At 62.6% G+C, this 14,410-nt stretch carries 13 protein-coding genes; 10 read left to right on the forward strand and 3 right to left on the reverse strand.

Annotated elements, in window-relative coordinates:
- The first annotated feature begins 25 nt into the window (after window positions 1–25).
- The 4 genes from HNQ83_RS21065 to HNQ83_RS21080 are packed head-to-tail and all read left to right on the forward strand — an operon-like array spanning window position 26 to window position 5,628.
- Window positions 26–1,930, forward strand: coding sequence for a sigma-54-dependent Fis family transcriptional regulator (locus HNQ83_RS21065; protein ID WP_175390716.1), 1,905 nt, complete (start codon window positions 26–28; stop codon window positions 1,928–1,930).
- Entirely contained in the window at window positions 1,930–3,648 is a 1,719-nt protein-coding gene (locus tag HNQ83_RS21070) for an ABC transporter ATP-binding protein (protein ID WP_175390717.1), read from the forward strand. Before HNQ83_RS21065 ends, HNQ83_RS21070 begins: the two co-directional genes overlap by 1 nt.
- Complete coding sequence (locus tag HNQ83_RS21075; RefSeq protein WP_175390718.1) at window positions 3,638–4,333, forward strand: peptidase S8 and S53 subtilisin kexin sedolisin; 696 nt, start codon at window positions 3,638–3,640, stop codon at window positions 4,331–4,333. The genes HNQ83_RS21070 and HNQ83_RS21075 overlap by 11 nt, the downstream gene beginning before the upstream one ends.
- Window positions 4,330–5,628 carry an NAD(P)/FAD-dependent oxidoreductase gene (locus HNQ83_RS21080; protein ID WP_175390719.1) on the forward strand — a complete coding sequence of 433 codons (1,299 nt, stop codon included), beginning with the start codon at window positions 4,330–4,332 and terminating at the stop codon, window positions 5,626–5,628. Before HNQ83_RS21075 ends, HNQ83_RS21080 begins: the two co-directional genes overlap by 4 nt.
- Before the next feature lie 112 nt (window positions 5,629–5,740).
- Here HNQ83_RS21080 and HNQ83_RS21085 read toward each other — a convergent pair whose 3' ends face one another.
- Window positions 5,741–7,231 (reverse strand): aldehyde dehydrogenase, encoded by a 1,491-nt coding sequence (locus HNQ83_RS21085; protein ID WP_175390720.1) that lies wholly within the window; start codon window positions 7,229–7,231, stop codon window positions 5,741–5,743.
- Between the two features lie 277 nt (window positions 7,232–7,508).
- Here HNQ83_RS21085 and HNQ83_RS21090 point away from each other — a divergent pair, with 277 nt between their 5' ends.
- A complete protein-coding gene (locus HNQ83_RS21090) occupies window positions 7,509–7,763 on the forward strand; it encodes a DUF1652 domain-containing protein (protein ID WP_175390721.1) in 255 nt (84 codons plus the stop codon).
- Window positions 7,764–7,811: 48 nt separating this feature from the next.
- Here the strand turns inward: HNQ83_RS21090 and HNQ83_RS21095 are convergent, their stop codons facing one another.
- Window positions 7,812–8,168, reverse strand: coding sequence for a hypothetical protein (locus HNQ83_RS21095; RefSeq protein WP_175390722.1), 357 nt, complete (start codon window positions 8,166–8,168; stop codon window positions 7,812–7,814).
- Window positions 8,169–8,509: 341 nt separating this feature from the next.
- Here HNQ83_RS21095 and peaA point away from each other — a divergent pair, with 341 nt between their 5' ends.
- From peaA to peaD, 4 genes are all read left to right on the forward strand, one after another.
- Window positions 8,510–10,090, forward strand: a complete 1,581-nt coding sequence (gene peaA, locus HNQ83_RS21100) for a quinohemoprotein amine dehydrogenase subunit alpha (protein WP_175390723.1) — start codon at window positions 8,510–8,512, stop codon at window positions 10,088–10,090.
- An 84-nt stretch (window positions 10,091–10,174) separates the two neighbouring features.
- Window positions 10,175–11,605 (forward strand): quinohemoprotein amine dehydrogenase maturation protein, encoded by a 1,431-nt coding sequence (gene peaB / locus HNQ83_RS21105; RefSeq protein WP_175390724.1) that lies wholly within the window; start codon window positions 10,175–10,177, stop codon window positions 11,603–11,605.
- 1 nt (window position 11,606) lies between these two features.
- Complete coding sequence (qhpC, locus tag HNQ83_RS21110) at window positions 11,607–11,930, forward strand: quinohemoprotein amine dehydrogenase subunit gamma (protein WP_008016081.1); 324 nt, start codon at window positions 11,607–11,609, stop codon at window positions 11,928–11,930.
- Window positions 11,931–11,954: 24 nt separating this feature from the next.
- The gene (gene peaD, locus HNQ83_RS21115; RefSeq protein ID WP_175390725.1) at window positions 11,955–13,073 is read left to right on the forward strand and encodes a quinohemoprotein amine dehydrogenase subunit beta; all 1,119 of its coding nucleotides are present in this window, start codon (window positions 11,955–11,957) and stop codon (window positions 13,071–13,073) included.
- A 247-nt stretch (window positions 13,074–13,320) separates the two neighbouring features.
- Here the strand turns inward: peaD and HNQ83_RS21120 are convergent, their stop codons facing one another.
- Window positions 13,321–13,722, reverse strand: a complete 402-nt coding sequence (locus HNQ83_RS21120; protein ID WP_175390726.1) for a lysozyme inhibitor LprI family protein — start codon at window positions 13,720–13,722, stop codon at window positions 13,321–13,323.
- A gap of 159 nt (window positions 13,723–13,881) precedes the next feature.
- Between HNQ83_RS21120 and HNQ83_RS21125 the strand changes: the two genes are divergently transcribed.
- Window positions 13,882–14,367 carry an SRPBCC family protein gene (locus tag HNQ83_RS21125; RefSeq protein WP_175390727.1) on the forward strand — a complete coding sequence of 162 codons (486 nt, stop codon included), beginning with the start codon at window positions 13,882–13,884 and terminating at the stop codon, window positions 14,365–14,367.
- Window positions 14,368–14,410: the final 43 nt, after the last annotated feature.

Consider the following 14,410-nt stretch of genomic DNA (forward strand, 5'->3'; position numbering starts at 1 on the left):
CAGGGCGGACGACCCGGAGCGCTTGATGACGCTAATAAAAACAAATTCCCCCAAACTGCACCGCGAAGCCCGGCTGGCCCGGGAAAAGCTGCACCTGGAAGGCGAAGTGCCGGACGGTGTCCTGCGGGCGGAAATCGATGCTTCGTGGCGACGCAGCCTCAGTCATGGCGTGCATTTCAATGCCAAACATGAGCTGGCGCTGGAATCGAGTGCCAGTCTCGACGTACTGCTGGCCAGCAATCGCTTGTTGATCGACGCCGCGCTCCCGGCCATCGATTACCTGGCCGAACGCCAGGGCAAGGAAGGGTTGATCATCCTCGCCAATTCCGACGCCACCATCCTCGCCGTCGAAGGACGCGCCGACCGCCTCAAGGGCAGCGGCCTGCAAGACATCACCCTGGGGGCCTGCTGGAGCGAAGCCGCCCGTGGCACCAATGCCCTCGGCACCGCGCTGGTAGAAGCCCGGCCAACCTTGATCGATTGCGGCGAACATTACCTGGATCGCCTCAGCGATTTTTCCTGCACCTCGGTGCCGATCCATTGCCCGCAAGGCGACATCCTCGGTGTACTCGACTTGACCCGCGAAGGCCCGCTGGGCCGTGCCCACGACAGCACCGCGCTGCTGGCCATGGCGGTCAGCCAGATTGAAAGCCGGGTGTTCAACGCCAGCTATCCGGACGAAATTGTCCTCGCCTTCCACAGCCGTCGCCAGTACCTCGAATCCCCCTGGCAGGGCCTGCTGGCGGTGAGCCTCGGCGGACAGATCCTCGCCGTCAGTGCCCAGGCCTGCCAGTTGCTGCATGCCGAGCGTTCGGCGCTGGTCGGGCGGCGTTGCGAGGAGTTTCTCGGGGTTGATGGCCTGCAATTGCTGTCGCGTCTGCATCAGGGCGGCGCCGGCAGCTTGCAGACCGCCAAGGGCGAATTTTTCTACAAAACCCTGCGCGCGCCGCAGCGAACCCTCAACGTCGGAACCCCGCCGCGCACCCCGACGAAACCCGCCAAGGCACAACCGGACCTCGAGTCCCTGGCCGGCAGCAATACCCGTTATGCCCGCGCCCTGCGCATGGCCCGCCAAGGCCTGGCCAACCAGTTGCCGGTGTTGCTGCTGGGGGAAACCGGCACCGGCAAGGAGGTCATCGCCCGCGCCCTGCACATGGCCGGCAGTCGCAGCGACAAGCCCTTTGTCGCGGTGAACTGCGCGGCGATTCCCGAAGGCCTGATCGAGTCGGAATTGTTCGGCTACCGCGAAGGTGCGTTCACCGGCTCGCGCCGGGGTGGCATGGTCGGGCGCTTGCAGCAGGCCCATGGCGGCACGCTGTTTCTCGATGAAATCGGCGACATGCCGTTGGCGCTACAGGCGCGGCTGCTGCGGGTGTTGCAGGACCGCAAGGTGGCACCGTTGGGCGCCGGCGAAGAGCAGGACATCGACGTCGCGCTGATCTGCGCCACCCACCGCGACCTCAAGCGTCTGGTGGAAGAAAAACATTTTCGCGAAGACCTGTTCTATCGGGTCAACGGCATCAGCGTGATGCTCCCGGCCCTGCGCGAGCGTGAAGATTTCACCGCACTGGTGGGCCGTTTGCTGACCCGGCTCGACGCACCCACGGTGGTGCTGCATGACGATCTGAGCCGCCTGCTCGGCAACTACCATTGGCCGGGCAACATCCGCCAGCTGGAGATGGTCCTGCGCACCGCGCTGGCCATGCGCGAACCGGGTGAAACCGTGCTGACACTCGATCACTTGCCCGACAGCATGCTCGACGAGTTGACGGCCACCGAACGGCCCCAGGCTGGCAGCATCCGTGAAAACGAACTGGAAATGATCCGTCAGTCCCTGGACAACCATCAGGGCAACGTCTCGGCCGCCGCCGATGCCCTGGGCATCAGCCGCGCGACCCTGTATCGCAAGCTCAAACAGTTGCGTTCGTGATGCAGCGCCTGATCGTTCGGCTGATCGACAGCCAGAACCCCGAAGCCCTGCAAGCGGCGCTGCGCTGGCTCTACAGCTTTGTGCGGCCCCATCGGCTGGCGATTGCCGGGCTGCTGGGACTGTCGGTCTGCGCCTCGGCGCTGGTGCTGGTACAGCCGTGGCTGACCAAGCTGCTGATCGACGATGGCCTGCTGGCGCGCAACTTCCCGATGCTGGTGCTGATCGCCGGGCTGATGATCGTCGCCGGGCTGCTGGGCACGGCGCTGTCGGGGATCAATCGCTACCTGCACACGCGGCTGTCCGGGCGCATGCTGTTTGCCCTGCGCGATGACCTCTATCGGCACTTGCAGACCCTGTCGCCGAGCTTCTACGGCCAGCGGCGCATCGGCGACCTGATGTCGCGTCTCGACGGCGATGTGGCGGAGATCCAGCGCTTTGCCGTGGATTCGCTGTTCTCGGCGGTGTCCAGCGTGATCGGCCTGGTGGTGGCGGTGGCGATGCTGTTGACCCTGTCCTGGAAACTGTCGCTGCTGGCGCTGGTGCTGATCCCCCTCGACGTGCTCTGGCTGCGCTGTATGCGGCGCAAGGTCGAGCGCGACGTGCGGCAGTTGCGCGAACGTTCGGCGGACATGTCGTCGTTCATGGTCGAAACGCTGCCGGTGATGAAATTCATCCAGTCCGCCGGCCAGCAACAGCGCGAAGCGCGCCGCCTGGAAACCCTGGGCCAGGGCTACATGAGCCAGTTGCTGCGCCTGCAAGTCACCGAGTTTTTCACCCAGGCCGTACCGGGCACGCTGACTTCGTTGTCCCGGGCCTGCGCTTTTCTGATCGGCGGTTACTGGGTGGTGCAGGGCACCTGGCAACTGGGCGCGCTGATCGCGTTTTCCACCTACCTGGGCATGGCCGTAGGGCCGGTCCAGAGTCTGCTCGGGCTTTATGTGGCGATGCAGCGCATGACCGTCAGCCTCGGGCGGGTGATGGAATTGCGCGGTGAACAACCGACTGTTCTTTCACCGGATGCGCCGAAGCCGATGCCAAGCTCGGGAGAGCTGCGTTTCGACGATGTGCATTTCAGTCATCCCGGTCGCTCGACCACCCTGCGCGGCATCGAAGCGCGCATTCCCTATGGTTTGAAAGTCGCCCTGAGCGGTGGCTCCGGCGTCGGCAAGTCGACCCTGATCGATCTGCTGCAACGTCACCACGACCCGCAGTCAGGGCGGGTGCTGTTGGGCGAAGTGGATGTGCGCGAACTGGACCTGTTCCAGCTGCGCCGGCGGATCGCCGTGGTCAGTCAGGACATCGTGCTGTTTCGCGGCAGCCTCGCCGACAACCTGGCCTATGCGGTGCCGGATGCCAGTCGCGAAGCGATTGCCGAAGTGGCGCGCCTGGCGCAGCTCGACAGCCTGATCGCCTCCCTGCCGGAGGGGCTGGACAGCCCGTTGGGCGAGCGCGGCCAGCAGTTGTCCGGCGGGCAGAAACAGCGCATCGCCATTGCCCGCGCGCTGTTGCAGGATCCCTTGATTCTGGTGCTCGACGAAGCCACGTCGGCGGTGGACGAAGCCACCGAACGCGAAGTGATCGAGGCCATCGACCGCCTGTTTGCCGGGCGCACGCGAATCCTGATCAGCCATCGCCCCTCGACCCTGGCCGATGCCGATCTGCGTTTTGAATTGCTCGACGGCGTATTGATCTCGAAAACGGTGCTGCATGAAGCCTGAGCTGTATGAAAAACCTGAGCTGCGCATCGGTGTGGTGGACAGCGGTCACTCGGCGGCGCAACGGGTGCAGGTGATCGCCGGGCGGCGGTTTTCGCTGGTGGAAGATGGCCTGGTTGAAAGCGACTTGCGTGACGATCCGCTGGGCCACGGCAGTGCAGTGATCGAGGCCATCGGCCGGCGGGCGCCGTCGGCAGTGTTTTGTGTGGGGCAGGTGTTCGACCAGCGCGGGGTCACCAGCGCCTTGCAGATCGCCACGGCGATTGACTGGCTGGTGGCGCAGGACGTGCGCCTGATCAATTTGAGTCTCGGCTTGCGTCAGGACCGCAGCCTGTTGCGGGCTGCTTGCGCGGCGGCGGTAGAGCGGGGCGTGTTGCTGTGCGCGTCCAGCCCGGCGCAGGGCGAAGGCGTGTTTCCGGCGAATTATCCACAGGTGCTGCGCGTCACCGGCGATGCGCGCTGCGCCGAACTTGAATGGTCGTGGCTCAATAGTGCCCAAGCGGATTTCGCCGCGTGCGTGCACGGCACCTACCCGGGGCAGTCTGGCGCCAGTCTCGGCTGCGCGGCGTTGAGCGGGCACATCGCGGCCTTCCTGGTGGAACAGCCCGAAGCGAGCAACGAGCAAATCATCGAATTTCTGCAGCAAAACGCCCGTTATCGTGGCCCTGAACGGCGCTACGGGCCATGACCACGATTGCGATTCTGGGCGCCGGGCCGGCGGGCGCGGCGGTGGCCCTGGGGCTGCGGCGACTCGGTTATGCCGTCACGCTGGTCAGCGAGTGGCGTCGCTTTGCCGCGCTGGAAGGGGTTTCCCAGCGAGTGCTGGAGGCATTGCGTGGCGCCGGGCTGCATCAAGCGCTGTCGGAGGCCGCGTTGCCTTCTCAGCGGCAGGTCAACTGGAACGGCCAGCAGCACGCGCAAAACATCGAATTCCTCCTGGATCGCCCGACCTTCGATCGCGGGTTGCGCGAGGATTTGCGTGTGGCAGGGGTTGAGCTGATCGAAGGCCGGGTGCTGTCGGTGCAGACTTCAACCACAGGCCATCGCATCGAAATCGACGGGCGTGAAGCACTGATCGCGGACTTTCTGGTGGAAGCCCGAGGCCGTCAGGCGCCGGCCCTCGGCAAGGGCTTGCGCGGGCCGGAGACCGTCAGCCTGCTCAATCGCTGGCAAGGCACGCCGGGCAATACCGCCAGTGCAGTGGAAAGCCTTTCGGATGGCTGGGCCTGGATGGCGCGGCGGGCCGACGGCCAATGTTACTGGCAATGGACGGTGGACGTGGCCAGCGCCGGGTTGCCGGGCAAGGCGCAGTTACTGGATTACTGTCGGCAGCGGCGTCAGGCATCGGCGCTGGCCCAGGCCTTTTTCGGCGGCGAGCCCGAGCTTGACCTGCAACTGCACGCCCGCAGCAGCACGGCGATCCTGAGCCCGCAGGTGTGCGGCGAAAACTGGATTCGGGTCGGCGATGCGGCGATGGCGGTGGACCCCTTGTCGGGCAATGGCATCTTTCAATCCCTGTCTTCGGCGTTACAGGCGCCCACGGTGATCAACACCTTGCTGCGCAAACCCGAGCGAGCGGCGCTGGCCCGGCGCTTCCATCAGCAACGGGTGGAGCAGTTGTTTCTGCGGTTCGCCCGGATCGGTCGGGATTTTTACGCCGATGAACAGCGTTGGCTCGATCAACCGTTCTGGCAGGCGCGGCGGCAATGGCCGGATGCGGAGGTGGCCCATGCCGAGGCGGATTTCAAGGCGTTGCGGATCGAGCGAGCGCCGGTGCTGCGCGACGGGTTTGTTGATGAGGCCGAAGTGGTGATCACGGCGGATCAGCCGTTAGGGATCTGGCATGTGCAGGGGGTGGCGCTGGCGCCGTTGGTGCGCAGATTGATGTGCCGTGAACCGGCGGAGCAGGTGTTGGCGGGGTTGACGGTGGAGCAGGGGAGGATGATCAGGAGTTGGTTGTTGGCTCAGGGTTTCAAACCCTGAGCCTTGTGTTGGCAGTTCTGACCTCTTCGCGAGCAGGCTCGCTCCCACATTGGAATGCGTTCCCCTGTGGGAGCGAGCCTGCTCGCGAAGGCGGCCTGACAGGCGCCGAAAATTACAGCTTGATCAACACCGACTTCAACTCGGTGTAATGCTCAATCGCCGCATACCCCATCTCCCGCCCAACGCCCGACATCTTGTAGCCGCCAAACGGCAGCGCCGGGTCCAGGGCGCTGTGGCAGTTGACCCACACCGATCCCGACTTGATCCGCGGAATCATCCGGTGCACCGCCGCCAGGTCATTGGACCAGATACTCGCGCCCAGGCCGTAGGGGCTGTCGTTGGCCAGGCGCAGTGCCTCGGCTTCGTCATCGAATGGAATGGCCACCAGCACCGGGCCGAAGATTTCTTCCTGCACCAGTGAGTGCTTCTGATCGACGTCGACAATCACCGTCGGCTTGACGAAAAAGCCCGGCCCGAACTGCTCGCCACCGCAGGCGATGGTCGCGCCGCTTTCCCGGCCCTTCTCGATGTAGCCGTAGACCCGCTCCTGCTGGCGGGCGGAGATCAGTGGCCCCATCTCGACGCTCGGGTCCAGGCCGTTGCCGAGTTTCATGGCATTGGCGATACCCGCAATGTCCGCCACCACATTGTCGAAATGCTTGCGCTGCACATACAGGCGCGAGCCGGCGCAGCAGACCTGGCCCTGGTTGAAGAAAATCGCACTGGCGGCCCCGGCGGCTGCGCTTTGCAGATCGGCGTCGGCCATGACGATGGTCGGCGATTTGCCGCCCAGTTCCAGGGTGACCCGGGTCATGGAGTCCATGGCGATCTTGCCGATCTGCTTGCCCACGGCCGTGGAGCCGGTGAAGGTCAGCTTGTCCACCAGCGGGTTGTGGGTCAGGGCCGAACCCGCGGTGATGCCGGTGCCGGTGACCACGTTGAACACCCCTTCGGGGTAGCCTGCTTCCAGCACCAACTCGGCGAGTTTGAGTGCGGTGAGCGGGGTTTCATCGGCGGGCTTGAGTACCACGGTGCAGCCGGTGGCCAGCGCCGGGCCGAGTTTCCAGCAGGCCAGCAGCAGCGGAAAGTTCCAGGCCACGATGGCGCCGACCACGCCCACGGCTTCGCGACGGATGAAACTGTGGAACTGATCATTGGGCATCAGCGGCGCCGACACATCGACCGTGGAGCCTTCGATCTTGGTCGCCCAGCCCGCCATATAGCGCAGGAAGTCGATGGACAGCTGCACGTCCATCACCTGAGCGACGGCGGCGCTTTTGCCGTTGTTCAGGCATTCCAGTTGCGCCAACAGTTCGGCGTCGCGCTGCATCAGGTCGGCGAGTTTCCACAGCAGGTTCTGCCGCTCACGGGGGCGGGTACGGGTCCAGGCCGAGTCGTCGAACGCCTGACGGGCGGCCAGCACGGCACGGTCGACATCCTCCGGTGTGGCCCGTGGCACCACGCACAGCACTTCGCCGGTGGCCGGGTTGTGCAGGTTCATGGTCTGGCCGTCGGCGGCCTCGACCCAGTCACCGCCGATGAGCATGCGCGGGGCGCGCTGGATAAACGCCGAGGTGGCGGGAAGCAGGTTAGGGAGCGACATGGCGAGGCCTCTTGTTGTTCGTGTGAACGGGGCTTTCGCAATGGCTGTGCCAAGTGTTCGGGAAGGCCGGTCGGCCCTTGTCGGGCGGGGGTTTTCCATAGGCCGTGGGGCGTTGGCAGCAAGAAGGTTTTGTCTCATATCGCGACAGCGGGTGAGACGACGAACAGCCCGCCCGTCATCTTGAGACGCCCCTTGGCGAGGACTAGAATTTTCCCGTTCGGTGGGTGAAATGACGGACCTTTTTCCCGACAACACAACTGGCGTAAGGGAGGTAGCGATGAACCTTTCACCCCTGGAAATTCAAAGCATCATTGAGCGCAGTTTCCTGCCATCGGTCTGCACCTGCAGCCTGGCGCCGGACCAGTCCCTGACGATTCGGGTGTGCGATTGCATGACCGGCCAGGTGGACCTGATCGCCACCCACGTTCCGCTGTGGAAGCTGGACACCGTCCACGGGATCGCCACGCTGGTGGCGGAAATGCGGCAACAGATCGAGTCGCACAAAGGCGTTCCGCCCACGATCTACCACTGAGCCCGCGTCAGCCGCACCACCGGGGTGGTGCGGCCTGGGTCAGTCACGTCATGACGCCATTTTTCGGGAAATTTCCTCGAACGTGCTGCTATCGGCGGCAGCCAGCAGTTTTCGGTCGTCCTTGAGCGTTGCCAGGAAGGTCACTTCGGTTTCCGTGCCCGCCAACATGAATCCGGCGAATGCGCCGATCGGTCCGAGCAACATGGCGCCCGCGACGCCGAAGCCGATGGCTTCCTTGATGTTGTTGATCGATTCCTCGTTGGCCACTTCCAGGTGTTTGATTTTCGACAGCGGGAGGGTAATGCCGGGCCACGGGTGGAGCGACGTTCTGAGGGTAAACACGCCATCCCGGTAATCTCCGTCACCCTGCAGAAAGTCCCCCGCCAGGACAGTGATGCTTGCCATTTTTTTCCCCTGCTTGGCAATCGGTGAACCCCCATTTCGCGCCCCCCGGTGCGGACCGTCAATGGCTGGCCGATGAGCTGTTCCGGCAGGGCATCTATGCTGTCTCAGACTGCAACAGCTGTCGCGATATTAGACGCCGGCGACCGCGTCCAGGCATGGCTTTGTGCAGTCAAATCAACGCAAGTGATTGATTAAAAAGCTTATCGGCAAGCTGGCACGCTCCGTGTATTGCTCATCGCAGACGTTTCTCTTGCCTTCGTCAGTGGTTCGCCGCTGGCGGTAGAAACCCAAAAAACGATAAGCCACAAAAATAAGAAAGCACCGTGCGAGGTTCGACGTTGATGAAGAGAAAACTCCGATCAGGCCTGAGTGTCAGTCTGCTGGCCGTGGCCGCTTGTGTGGCGCTGCATTCGCCTGACAGCCTGGCAGCCCGCGACGCCCAGACCATCCTCAAGGAAACCTGTCAGGGCTGTCACACCCCCGAAGCCGATAACGCCCTGAGCCGCATCAGCCACCAGCGCAAAACGCCGGAAGGCTGGCTGATGAGCATTGCGCGCATGCAGACCATGCACGGTTTGCAGATCAGTGATGAAGACCGCCGGACACTGGTCAAGTACCTGGCCGACACCCAGGGCCTGGCACCGAGCGAGACCGACGGCGTGCGTTATGCCATTGAACGCCGGCTCAACACCGTCGAGCAATTCGATGACCAGCACAGTCAGATGTGCGGCCGCTGCCACTCCGGTGCGCGAGTGGCCCTGCAGCGGCGTCCGGCCCAGGAGTGGGAACGTCTGGTGAACTTCCACCTCGGCCAATGGCCGTCGCTGGAATACCAGGCCCTGTCCCGTGACCGTGACTGGTTTGATCTGGCACGCAAAGAGATGGTGCCGCTGCTGGCCAAGCGTTATCCGCTGGACAACCCAGCCTGGAAAAAATGGCTGAGCACCGCGCCGAAAAGCGACGCGCTGGTGGGTGACTGGAGCTTCAGCGGTCACATGCCCGGCAAGGGTGAACTGGCGGGCGTGATGAGCGTGAGCGCTGACGGCAGCGACACCTTCAAGGTCAGCGTCAAGGGCCAATACGCCGACGGCACGCCGTTCAACGGCGACGGCAGCGCGATTCTCTACACCGGCTACGAATGGCGCGGCAACGTGACCATCGATGGCGTGACCATGCGCCAGGTGTTCGCCGCGCAAGGTAATGCCCTGCAAGGCCGGATGTTCGAAGCCGAGCATGACGAGCGCGGTCTGGACTTCGTCGCCGCCAAACAGGGCTCCCAGCGTCTGTTGGCGGTGCAACCGGGCTATCTGAAAGCCGGCAGCGAAACCGAAGTGACCCTGATCGGCAGCGGCCTGAGCGGCAAGCCGAACTTTGGCAAAGGCGTGGAAGTGCTCGAAGTCGTGGAGCAGAGCCCGGAACGGATCAAGGTCAAACTCAAGGCCGCCGCCAATGCCCAGCCGGGCCTGCGCGCAGTCACCGTCGGTGCGCTGAAAGGCCCGAGCCTGTCGGTCTACAGCAAGATCGCCCAGGTCAAGGTGGTGCCGGAGTTCTCGGTGGCGCGGATTGGCGAGGGCGGCGGTTCGACGCCGAAGGTCCAGGGCCGTTTCGATGCCGAAGCCTGGGGTAAAGGTGCCGATGGCAAGCCGTATCGCATCGGCGTGTTCCCGGCGCAGTGGAAGGTCGAGGCCTTCGACGACCGCGCCAAGGAAGACGAAGACGTCAAGTACGCGGGCACCATGCAGGCCGACGCAGGCGTGTTTACACCGGGCGATGCCGGGCCGAACCCTGCGCGCAAGATGTCCACCAACAATGCCGGCAACCTCAAGGTGATCGCCGCCGTCGACGACGCAGGGAAATCCCTGACCGGCGAAGGCCACATGATCGTGACCGTGCAACGCTGGAACAATCCACCCATTCCATGAGTTGAGCTGATCGTTTAACGGATCCAGACACTTTTCGGAATGACCGCAAGCCCCGCACAACGGGGCCTGCACAGGAGGTTTGCCATGGGCGCTATCTTGAATCTGGTCGAACGCAACCTGCACGAAGTGCAGGTCGACGCCGACCGCATGCTGTTTCACATCCCCAGCAGTTCGCTGTTCGCCAGCGATGAACTGACGGGCACCATCATCGACACCTTGCGTGGCCCCGGTTGTTCCTCGGACGACCTGATCCAGCGCCTGGCTGCGCGCTTCAACGGTGAAGAAGTCACCGAGACCCTGCGCGAACTGATGGCCCTGGAACTGGTCAGCGACGGCTCGCCACTGACCCCGGACATCGCCACCAAGCGGGTCGAGCGCACCGCGATCAACACCGTGGTGCTCAACGTCAACACCGGCTGCAACCTGAGCTGCACCTATTGCTACAAGGAAGATCTCGACAAGCCGTCGGCCGGCAAGAAGATGGACGTCGAAACCGCCATCGCATCGGTAGAGATGCTGCTCAAGGAGTCCCCGGACGAAGAGCGTTTCACCGTGGTGTTCTTCGGCGGCGAGCCGTTGAGCAATCGCAAGTTGATCGAGTACATGGTCGATTACTGTGAAAAACGCTTTGCCGAAGCGGGCAAGTTTGTTGAATTCGTGATGACCACCAACGCCACGCTGCTCACCGAAGAAACCGTGGACTACCTCAACGCCCACCGTTTCGGGTTGTCGGTGAGCATCGACGGGCCGAAAACCGTGCACGACCGCAACCGCATCACCGTGGGCGGGCAGGGCACCTACGACGTGGTGCGGCGCAAGGCCGAGATGCTGTTGTCGCGCTACAACAGCCGTCCGGTGGGGGCGCGGGTGACCTTGACCACCGGCGTCACCGACGTCGAAACCATCTGGGATCACCTGTTTAACGAACTGGGTTTTGCCGAGGTCGGCTTCGCCCCAGTGACCTCCGGCGACATCAGCAGCTTCAACCTCACCAGCGATGAACTGGTGCAGGTGTTTGCCAATATGAAGGCCCTCGGTCGGCGTTATCTGGAAGCCGCACTGGAGCACCGCAACATCGGCTTCTCCAACCTGCACCAGTTGATCACCGACATCCACGAAGGCCACAAAAAGGCCCTGCCGTGCGGTGCGGGCCTGAAGATGCTGGCGGTGGATCACAAGGGCGAACTGAACCTGTGCCACCGTTTCACCGGTTCGAGCCTGCCGACCTTCGGCAACGTCCACAGCGGCGTGAAGCAGGTGGAGCTGAACGACTTCCTGTCCCAACGCCTGGACCGCACCAACACCGGCTGCGAAGACTGCCAGATCCGCAACCTGTGCTCTGGCGGCTGCTATCACGAGAGCTACGCCCGCTACGGCGATCCGACGCACCCGACCTATCACTACTGCGAACTGATGCGTGACTGGGTCGACTTCGGCATCGAGGTCTACACCCGGATCATGGCCAATAACCCTGCGTTCATCAGCAGCTACATCACTCCGCGCAAGGCTCACTGATATGAAACATCTCAAGGCAATCAATAACAAAGCGTTGAAGCTGGATCAGGCCGCGGACGAGAACCGCATCGAAGAAGTGGTGGCCATGAGCTCGGTGGCGGGCTGTGCCTCGACCACCGACCCGGGTTGGGAAATCGATGCGTTTGGCGGTGTGTCGTCGTTGTGCCAGCCGATGGAAGCCGACCTGTATGGCTGCTCCGATCCGTGCTGGTGGCCGGCCCAGGTGCCGGACATGATGAGCACCTACCCGGACTGGAACAAGGATGCCCAGGCGTCCAACGACAACTGGCGAAACCTTGGCACTGTCTTCCCGAAAGACAAGTGATCAGACAAGAAGAAGGATTCCAGCATGCACAGCATCAAAGCCTGCGGCCTGGCCGCGTTCGCCGTCCTGAGCACTCTTTCGCTCAACGTTCTGGCCGATGAGAACACCGCGCTGCAAGACGGTCACGAATACATGTTGACCACCAACTACCCGAACAACCTGCACGTGATCGACCTGGCCACCGACACGCTGTTCAAGACCTGCAAGATGCCGGACGCCTTCGGTCCCGGCACCGTACAGCTGTCGCCGGATCGCAAGACCGCCTACGTGTTGAACAACCACTATGCCGATGTCTACGGTGTCGAACTGGACAGCTGCAAGCAGGTGTTCCACGCCAGCATCACCCAGAAACCGGGTGAGAAAGCCAAGTCCATGTTCGCCTTCACCCTGAGCCACGACGGCAAGGAGCTGTTCACCATCGCCAACCCGACGTTGATGCTCAACGATCGCTACGAAGTGCAGCAACCCCGGCTCGATGTGTACAAGACCGACGCCGGCATGGAGGCCAAACCGGTGCGCAGTTTCCCGGCGCCCCGGCAGCTGACCATCATGCAGAGCGGTGACGACGGCACCCTGTATGTGGCCGGTGCGGATATCTACAAGGTCAACGTGCAGACCGGCAAGTTCGACGTGCTGATCCCCAGCCGTCACTGGAAACGCGCCAACTACGCGGCTCCCGACGTGCTCTACGTGTGGAACCAGCAGACCTATCGCCATGACTTCTCGCTGCTCTACACCACCGCGAAGTTCAAGGACAAGAAACAGGACCCGGCCACTGCCGACTACCTGTACGGCCTGTTCAGCGTCGACCTGAAGACCGGCAAGACCGAAACCACTGACTTCGGTCCGCTGACGGAAATCTACTTCAGCGGCATGCGCTCGCCGAAAGACCCGAACCTGATGTTCGGCGTGCTCAACCGACTGGCCAAGTACGACATCAAGGAGAAAAAGATGCTGCAGGCGGCGACGCTTGATCATTCCTACTACTGCATTTCCTTCAACAAGGACGGCAGCAAGATCTACCTGGCCGGGACCTTCAACGATGTGGCGATCTTTGATGCCGACAGCCTGAAGCAGGTGGGCAGCATCAAGTTGCCGGGCGGGGATATGGCGATTACCACGGCGCAGATTTTTGTGCGGTAAGTGCTGACGCCTTCGCGAGCAGGCTCGCTCCCACATGTTGATCGCATTCTCACTGAAAGAACTCGGTCAACTGTGGGAGCGAGCCTGCTCGCGAAGACGGAATTCCAACCACTGAAGATGTATCGGGGATACCGACCCCTTAGCGGGCAAGCCCGCTCCCACAGTTGACCGAGTTTTTTCATTAGGTATGCGATCAAAGTGTGGGAGCGGGCTTGCCCGCGAAGAGGGCCTCAAAGGCAACGCAAAATCAAACCCCCGGCACCGGACACCCCAAATCCCCCTCCTGGCACTTCAAGTAGGTCTTGAACGTCTCCACCCGCGCCTTGGTCAGTTCGGTCACGCAATTGCCGTAGATCAGCGGATAAACACTCCCGCCTTCCACCCCCGACGCCGAAAACTTGCACTCGGCATCACGAAACGCAATCCACGAACGCTGCGCACCCACCAGCAGCTTCTTGCTGTCGGGATTGCCCTTCAATCTTGAAGTGATTTGCTGGTAAAGCGCGTTCAACTCCTTGTCTGCCGCCGCATGCTGCTGCGACGCACACTGGTTCATCGTCGCCTGGTCGGTGGCATTGTCGCAGTCCACGGCGTGGACCAGAGGGGAGAAAATCAACGGCGTCAGCGCCAGGAGAACGCGTGGGTGCATGGGGAAAGCTCGCTGTGACAAGGGAAGTTGGGGTCAGTGTAGCGAAGCGAAAGGCCCTGCAAAGAGCGCGCTTGCGACAACTGACACCCGATTCATACAACTTTCGGACTGGACATGTGGTCTTACAGGCCTACTGTTGTTCAGTACAGGAGGTGACTTATGAAACCAGTACCCAATAGTTTTGAACGCAAAATAATGCTCAAGTCGCCGCGCTCCCATGTCTGGCGTGCCTTGGTTGATGCAGAAGCGTTCGGCCAATGGTTCGGCGTTGCGCTCGAAGGCAGGCGGTTCATCGCCGGCGAGTGGACCCAGGGGCAGGTCACGTATCCCGGTTATGAACATGTGTTGTGGAATGTGCTGGTCGAGCGGGTCGAGCCGCAGCAGTTGTTTTCGTTTCGCTGGCACCCGTACGCCGTGAACCCGAAGATCGACTATTCCCAGGAACCCACCACGCTGGTCAGGTTCGAGCTGGAAGACTACGACGACGGCACGCTGTTGAAGGTGTCCGAGTCAGGTTTTGCGCACATTCCCGACATACGCCAGAAAGAGGCGTATTACATGGACAGCCGTGGCTGGGAAGAGCAGTTGGGCAGGCTGGAACACTTTCTGGCCGAAAGCGCCAAGGCTCGCGAGCGGGGGGAGTGAACGTTCATCTAAGGGTTTTCGGAAGGCAGCCATGGCGAATGTC

Origin of the sequence: Pseudomonas sp. C2B4 (assembly GCF_013359695.1) — a bacterium.
Classification (GTDB): Bacteria; Pseudomonadota; Gammaproteobacteria; order Pseudomonadales; family Pseudomonadaceae; genus Aquipseudomonas.

Excerpts from the sequence above, each read along its gene's own strand:
- HNQ83_RS21065 (WP_175390716.1), top strand. The coding sequence starts at position 26 with ATGACGCTAATAAAAACAAATTCCCCCAAACTGCACCGCGAAGCCCGG.
- HNQ83_RS21070 (WP_175390717.1), top strand. The coding sequence starts at position 1,930 with ATGCAGCGCCTGATCGTTCGGCTGATCGACAGCCAGAACCCCGAAGCC.
- HNQ83_RS21075 (WP_175390718.1), top strand. The coding sequence starts at position 3,638 with ATGAAGCCTGAGCTGTATGAAAAACCTGAGCTGCGCATCGGTGTGGTG.
- HNQ83_RS21080 (WP_175390719.1), top strand. The coding sequence starts at position 4,330 with ATGACCACGATTGCGATTCTGGGCGCCGGGCCGGCGGGCGCGGCGGTG.
- HNQ83_RS21085 (WP_175390720.1), bottom strand. The coding sequence starts at position 7,231 with ATGTCGCTCCCTAACCTGCTTCCCGCCACCTCGGCGTTTATCCAGCGC.
- HNQ83_RS21090 (WP_175390721.1), top strand. The coding sequence starts at position 7,509 with ATGAACCTTTCACCCCTGGAAATTCAAAGCATCATTGAGCGCAGTTTC.
- HNQ83_RS21095 (WP_175390722.1), bottom strand. The coding sequence starts at position 8,168 with ATGGCAAGCATCACTGTCCTGGCGGGGGACTTTCTGCAGGGTGACGGA.
- peaA (WP_175390723.1), top strand. The coding sequence starts at position 8,510 with ATGAAGAGAAAACTCCGATCAGGCCTGAGTGTCAGTCTGCTGGCCGTG.
- peaB (WP_175390724.1), top strand. The coding sequence starts at position 10,175 with ATGGGCGCTATCTTGAATCTGGTCGAACGCAACCTGCACGAAGTGCAG.
- qhpC (WP_008016081.1), top strand. The coding sequence starts at position 11,607 with ATGAAACATCTCAAGGCAATCAATAACAAAGCGTTGAAGCTGGATCAG.
- peaD (WP_175390725.1), top strand. The coding sequence starts at position 11,955 with ATGCACAGCATCAAAGCCTGCGGCCTGGCCGCGTTCGCCGTCCTGAGC.
- HNQ83_RS21120 (WP_175390726.1), bottom strand. The coding sequence starts at position 13,722 with ATGCACCCACGCGTTCTCCTGGCGCTGACGCCGTTGATTTTCTCCCCT.
- HNQ83_RS21125 (WP_175390727.1), top strand. The coding sequence starts at position 13,882 with ATGAAACCAGTACCCAATAGTTTTGAACGCAAAATAATGCTCAAGTCG.